General features: G+C 71.0%; 5 protein-coding genes. 4 read left to right on the top strand and 1 reads right to left on the bottom strand.

Features of this window, described 5'->3' with window-relative positions:
• Positions 1–101: 101 nt before the first annotated feature.
• Positions 102–1,070, bottom strand: coding sequence for a type I pantothenate kinase (gene coaA / locus BN12_RS23105; RefSeq protein WP_048553956.1), 969 nt, complete (start codon positions 1,068–1,070; stop codon positions 102–104).
• Between the two features lie 61 nt (positions 1,071–1,131).
• On the opposite strand from coaA, the gene glmS reads away from it, so the two are divergent.
• The 4 genes from glmS (at position 1,132) to BN12_RS23085 (ending at position 6,173) form a co-directional block, all read left to right on the top strand.
• Positions 1,132–2,994 carry a glutamine--fructose-6-phosphate transaminase (isomerizing) gene (glmS, locus tag BN12_RS23100; RefSeq protein ID WP_048553955.1) on the top strand — a complete coding sequence of 621 codons (1,863 nt, stop codon included), beginning with the start codon at positions 1,132–1,134 and terminating at the stop codon, positions 2,992–2,994.
• Positions 2,995–3,002: 8 nt separating this feature from the next.
• Positions 3,003–3,353 carry a holo-ACP synthase gene (locus BN12_RS23095; RefSeq protein WP_048553953.1) on the top strand — a complete coding sequence of 117 codons (351 nt, stop codon included), beginning with the start codon at positions 3,003–3,005 and terminating at the stop codon, positions 3,351–3,353.
• Positions 3,354–3,620: 267 nt separating this feature from the next.
• Entirely contained in the window at positions 3,621–4,661 is a 1,041-nt protein-coding gene (locus BN12_RS23090) for a LacI family DNA-binding transcriptional regulator (protein WP_235432427.1), read from the top strand.
• Between the two features lie 147 nt (positions 4,662–4,808).
• Positions 4,809–6,173 carry an ABC transporter substrate-binding protein gene (locus BN12_RS23085; RefSeq protein WP_200901287.1) on the top strand — a complete coding sequence of 455 codons (1,365 nt, stop codon included), beginning with the start codon at positions 4,809–4,811 and terminating at the stop codon, positions 6,171–6,173.
• The last annotated feature ends 83 nt before the right edge of the window (positions 6,174–6,256 follow it).

The following is a 6,256-nucleotide window of genomic DNA, read 5'->3' as shown; positions in this document are numbered from 1 at the left end:
GGTGGTGCACAGGCCCCGATCGGGTGGCAGATGGCCAGGTGGGGTGGTGCAGAGGCCCCGATCGGGTGGCAGATGGCCAGGGTGGGGTCTTGAGGGTGGGGTCAGAGCTTGCGGAGCCGGATGCGCTCGACGGCGTGCGACTCGTCCTTGCTGAGGATCAGATGGGCCCGACCGCGCGTCGGCTTGACGTTCTGGCGCAGGTTCGGCTCGTTGATCCGCTGCCAGATGCCTGTCGCCGTGGCGCGCGCCTCGTCGTCGGACAGCGCGGCATACCGGTGGAAGTAGGAGGCGGGGTCGGCGAACGCCGTCTCCCGGAGCCGGAGGAACCGGTCGACGTACCACGCCCGGATGTCGCGGACGGCCGCGTCGACGTAGACCGAGAAGTCGAAGAAGTCCGACAGCGCGAGTCCGTTGCGGCCGTCCTCCCGCGGGCTCGGCGCCTGGAGGACGTTGAGCCCCTCGACGATGAGGACGTCGGGCCGGCGGACGACGATGCGCTCGCCGGGGACGATGTCGTAGGTGAGGTGCGAGTAGACGGGAGCGCGGACCTCCGGCACGCCCGACTTGACGTCCGCGACGAAGCGGAGGAGGGCGCGCCGGTCGTAGGACTCCGGGAATCCCTTGCGCTGCAGGAGGCCACGGCGCTCGAGCTCGGCGTTCGGGAAGAGGAACCCGTCGGTCGTCACGAGCTCCACGCGGGGCGACGAGGGCCAACGGCTCAGCAGCTCCTTGAGGATGCGGGCCGTCGTCGACTTCCCGACGGCGACGGACCCGGCGACCGCGAGGACGAAGGGCGTCTTCGCGCTCGGCTCCCCGAGGAAGGTCGTCGTCACCCGGTGCAGCCCCGTCGTCGCCTCGACGTAGAAGCTCAGCAGGCGCGACAGCGGGAGGTAGATGTGCTCCACCTCGTCGAGGTCGAGCCGGTCCCCGAGACCGCGCAGCCGCGTGACGTCCTCGGCGGACAGGGACATCGGGTGGTTGCGACGCAGCCTGGCCCAGGCGTCCCGATCGAGATCGACGTACGGCGAGGGCAGGATGTGGGCGTCGGCGGTGAGAGCCACGCCCGACATTGTGGCGGATGGCGTCGGCGATGGCGGGGTGGGGCCCCGGCCTGCCGTTAGTCTCTACGCCATGTGCGGAATCGTCGGCTACGTCGGTCCACGCGTCGACGGGACCGCCCTCGACGTCGTCATGGAGGGCCTCGCGCGCCTGGAGTACCGCGGGTACGACTCGGCCGGTGTGGCTCTCGTCACCCCCGGCGGCAGCATCGCGATGGACAAGCGCGCCGGCAAGCTCGCCAACCTGCGCCAGGCCCTCGAGAGCAACCCCCCGCCGGAGTCCTCGACCGCCATCGGACACACCCGCTGGGCGACGCACGGCGGCCCGACGGATCGCAACGCCCACCCGCACCGGGGCGGCGCCGACGACGAGATCGCCGTCATCCACAACGGCATCATCGAGAACTTCCACCAGCTGAAGACCCAGCTGCTCGCCGACGGCGTCGAGTTCCGCAGCGAGACCGACACCGAGGTCGCCGCCCATCTCGTGGCCCGTGAGTTCGCCGCGACGGGTGACCTCACCGAGGCGATGCTGCGCGCCGTCCAGTGGCTCGACGGCGCCTTCACCCTCCTCGCCGTCCACGCCGGCCGGCCCGGTGTCGTCGTCGGGGCGCGCCGCAACAGCCCGCTCGTCGTCGGGCTCGGCGAGGGCGAGAACTTCCTCGGCTCCGACGTCGCGGCCTTCATCGGGCACACCCGCATGGCCCTGGAGCTGGGCCAGGACCAGATCGTGACGATCACCCCCGACTCCTGCACCGTCATCGGGTTCGACGGCCAGCCGGCGAGCGCGACGGCATACGAGGTGACGTGGGACGCGGCGGCCGCGGAGAAGGGCGGCTACCCGACCTTCATGGAGAAGGAGATCGAGGAGCAGCCCCGCGCGGTCGCCGACACGCTCCTCGGGCGTACCGACGCCGAGGGCAACCTCTCCCTCGACGAGCTGCGCATCCCGGAGGAGAAGCTGCGCGCCGTCGAGCGGGTCACCATCGTCGCCTGCGGCACGGCGGCGTATGCCGGGACCGTCGCCAAGTACGCCATCGAGCACTGGACGCGCATCCCGGTCGAGGTCGCCCTCGCGCACGAGTTCCGGTACAGCGACCCGATCGTCGACGAGCGCACCCTCGTCGTGTCCATCAGCCAGTCCGGCGAGACGATGGACACGCTCATGGCGGTCAAGCACGCCCGTGATCTCGGTGCGCTCACGGTCTCGGTATGCAACACGCTCGGCTCGACGATCCCTCGCGAGTCCGACGCGGCGCTCTACACCCACGCCGGCCCCGAGATCGCCGTCGCGTCGACCAAGGCCTTCCTCGCCCAGATCGCCGCGTGCTACCTCCTCGGGCTCTACCTCGCGCAGCTGCGCGGCGGCGCGTATGCCGAGGATCCGCAGGCCGTCATGAAGGAGCTCCACGACGTCCCCGACAAGATCGCGGAGGTCCTGCGACGGATGGATCGCGTCAAGGAGATCGCGCGGTTCATGGCCGACACCCGCGCCGTCCTCTTCCTCGGGCGCAACGTCGGCTTCCCCGTCGCGCTGGAGGGTGCGCTCAAGCTCAAGGAGCTGGCCTACATCCACGCCGAGGGCTTCGCGGCGGGCGAGCTCAAGCACGGCCCGATCGCGCTCATCGAGCCGGGCCAGCCGGTCTTCATCGTCGTCCCCGGGCCGGACACGCCGCACGAGCTGCACCGCAAGGTCGTCTCGAACATCCAGGAGATCCGGGCTCGAGGCGCCCGCACGATCGTCATCGCCCAGGACGGCGACACCGACGTCGAGCCGTATGCCGACGAGGTCATCCGGGTGCCCCACACCATGCCGCTGCTCCAGCCGCTGCTCACCGTCGTGCCGCTCCAGGTCTTCGCCCTCCACCTCTCGACGGCCAAGGGCCTGGACGTCGACCAGCCGCGCAACCTCGCCAAGTCCGTCACCGTCGAGTAGGCCGCTCGATGATCGTCGGGGTGGGCATCGACGTCGTCGACATCGCCCGGTTCGGGGCCGCGCTGGACCGCACACCCGCCCTGCGCCGGCGGCTCTTCACACCCGAGGAGGCGGTGCTCCCGCTCGCCTCGCTCGCGGCCCGGTTCGCCGCGAAGGAGGCCCTGGCCAAGGCCCTCGGGGCGCCGGTCGGGCTGCGCTGGACCGACGCCCGGGTCGTTCGCGAGGAAGGGCGACGCCCTCGGCTGGAGGTCTCGGGAACGGTTGCGGCGCAGGCGGATCTGCTGGGGGTCGCGTCCTTCCACGTCTCCCTGTCGCACGACGCCGGCATCGCCTCGGCGGTCGTCGTCGCCGAGTCCTGACCCCCCCTTCCCGGCGGGCTCTCCGAGCAACAGGGGAGGGGTTCTCCAGAACTGTTGCCCTGCGCAACCAGTCGTCTGCGGAGGGCAACGGGTGGGACGGAGCCCTCCCTCGGACCGCGGGTCGTCGGTTGGGGCCGCGACCTGGAGATGGTCCACCGGATCGGAGACCGGCTCCGCGATCCGTCGGGTCGCGGGTGTGTCCGCGAGCGCATCCCCCTCCCGAGGCATCGTCCGCGCCTCGGCCCGCATGGTGGCAGACTGCCCGGCGTGAGCACCCGCACCGTGCCGCCGAAGGGTCCTCGGGCGGCACCGACCCTCGAGGAGGTCGCCGCGCGCGCCGGCGTGTCCCGCGCGACGGCGAGCCGCGTGCTGCGCGGCGAGACGAACGTGTCCGAGAGGGCGCGCGACGCGGTGCGCGCCGCGGCATCGGAGATCGGGTACTCCCCGAACCACGCGGCCCGCTCGCTCGTCACCGGACGCAGCGACTCCATCGCCTTCCTCGTCGACGAGACCGAGGAGCGGATGTTCTCCGACCCGTTCTTCCTCGGGATGCTCCGCAGCGCCCACGAGGTGCTCGCCGCGGCCGGGATGCAGCTCGTCTTCACCGTCGCCTCCCGCGAGGAGGACCACCGCCGGTTCGTCTCGTATGCCGCGGGCGGGCACGTCGACGGCGTCCTTCTCATGTCGCTCCATGGCCGCGACGAGCTGCCGCAGCGCCTCGAGGAGGCCGGCGTGCCGACGGTGCTCAGCGGTCGGCCCCTCCTCGGCTCGGCGGACCTCTACTACGTCGACGCCGACAACGTCGGCGGTGCGCGGATGGCGACGGAGCGCCTCCTCGCGGGAGGCCGTCGGCAGGTCGCCACGGTGTCCGGCCCGCTCGACATGTGCGCCGGTCAGGACCGCCTCGACGGCTACCGCGCGGCCATCGAGGCCGGGGGCGCGGCATACGATGAATCCCTCGTCTCCGTCGGGGAGTTCACCCTCGCGGGGGGCTACGCGGCGATGACCAGACTCCTGGAGAGACGGCCGGACGTCGACGCCGTCTTCGCCGCCTCCGACCTCGCGGCGCTCGGGGCGATCAGGGCCATCCAGCAGTCCGGGCGGTCCGTCCCCGAGGACGTCGCCGTCATCGGGTTCGACGACATCCCCGACGCCGCCCACGTCGACCCGCCGCTCACGACGGTCCGCCAGCCCGTCCACGAGCTCGGCGCCACGATGACCGAGCTCCTGCTGCGCCGGATCCGGGGCGAGGAGCCGACCCCCGCGACGGTGCTGCCCGTCGAGCTCGTCGTCCGCGCCTCCGCCTGAGCTCGAAGCCCCTCTCCGTCGAGGGAGTGGGTAACGGTTCGGCGATAACGCTTGACAGTGGCGGCATCGAGCCGTCAAGGTACTGCCCATGAGAGCGCTCTCATGGTGTCGACGAGGACGCCTCCGCTCTCCCAGGAGGAACGACAGATGCGCCTGATGCCCCCCGGCCGCCGACTCGCGGCCACCTCGATGGCGATCACGACGGCCGGAGCGCTCCTGCTCGCCGCCTGTGGGTCCGACTCCGGCAGCTCGAGCTCGAGCAGCACGGTGGCCTCGAACGGACCGTGTGGAACCAAGGACACGGTCACCCTGACGGTCGGTCTCTTCGGGACCTTCGGGTTCAAGGAGAACGGCATGTGGGACGCCTACAAGAAGGTGTGCCCGAACATCACGATCCAGGAGGACGTCGTCGAACAGTCGGCCGACTACTGGACCCGCCTGAAGACCCGCCTCGCCTCCGGCAGCGGCCTCGACGACGTCCAGGCGATCGAGATCGGCTTCGTCGCCGACGTCGTGAAGAACCACGCCGACCAGTTCGTCAACTGGAACACCGTCCCCAACGCCGCGAAGGACAAGGCGGAGTTCTACGACTGGAAGTGGAAGCAGGCGTCCTCCGCCGACGGCAAGACGACGGTCGGCCTCGGCACCGACACCGGTCCGCAGGCCATCTGCTACCGCAAGGACCTCCTCCAGAAGGCGGGCCTGCCGAGCGGCCGTGACGCGCTCGCCGGCAAGATCCAGACCTGGGACGACTTCATCAACCTCGGCAAGCAGTACGAGGCCTCGAAGACCAAGCAGGCGGGCTCCCACTTCGTCGACTCCGCCGCGAGCATCTACTCCGCGGCGGTCTACCAGGGCGACACGGCCTACGCGAAGCCGGACGGCACGACGGATGTCGAGAACAGCGACGGCGTGAAGACGGCGTGGAAGTATGCGACCCAGGCCGCCCAGGCGAAGATCACCGCCGGCCTCCAGCAGTTCTCGCCCGCGTGGAACAAGGCCTTCAGCAGCGGCGCCTTCGCGACGATCGCCTGCCCGACGTGGATGATGGGCTACATCCAGGGCCAGGCCGGACCGTCGTATGCCGGCAAGTGGGACATCGCTCCCGCGCTCCCCGGCGGTGCGGCGAACTGGGGCGGGTCGTGGCTCGGCGTCCCGGAGAAGGCCAAGAACAAGGCGGCGGCGATCGCCCTCGTCGAGTGGCTCTCCGCGAAGGACCAGCAGGTGACGATGTGGACGTCCCCGAAGCAGGGCGGTCACTTCCCGTCGAACCAGGAGGCCGCGGCCGACCCGTCCGTCGCGAGCGCCAAGAGCGCCTACTTCGACAACGCCCCCGTGGGTGAGATCTTCGGCAAGATCGCGGGCGAGCTGAAGATCCCGCCGATCGGCGTCAACGACACGCAGATCCAGAACGCCATCACGACGCAGCTGACGAACGTCGAGACCAAGGGCACGAGCCCCGACGCCGCGTTCCAGGCCGCGCTCAAGCAGGTCCAGCAGATCACGGGCTGAGCCCGGGTCGATCCCCGAGTGAGCGCCGACCGGCCCGTCCGGTCCGGTCGGCGCTCACCCGCCCCACCCGCCCCACCCCCCCC

The organism is Nostocoides japonicum T1-X7 (genome assembly GCF_001046855.1).
GTDB lineage: Bacteria > Actinomycetota > Actinomycetes > Actinomycetales > Dermatophilaceae > Nostocoides > Nostocoides japonicum.
The sequence above is the reverse complement of the archived record's forward strand: the minus strand, read 5'-3'. Positions and strand labels throughout refer to the sequence as shown.

What these genes read in the sequence shown, in the direction of transcription:
- coaA (WP_048553956.1), bottom strand. Translation starts at nt 1,070, where the DNA reads ATGTCGGGCGTGGCTCTCACCGCCGACGCCCACATCCTGCCCTCGCCG.
- glmS (WP_048553955.1), top strand. Translation starts at nt 1,132, where the DNA reads ATGTGCGGAATCGTCGGCTACGTCGGTCCACGCGTCGACGGGACCGCC.
- BN12_RS23095 (WP_048553953.1), top strand. Translation starts at nt 3,003, where the DNA reads ATGATCGTCGGGGTGGGCATCGACGTCGTCGACATCGCCCGGTTCGGG.
- BN12_RS23085 (WP_200901287.1), top strand. Translation starts at nt 4,809, where the DNA reads ATGCGCCTGATGCCCCCCGGCCGCCGACTCGCGGCCACCTCGATGGCG.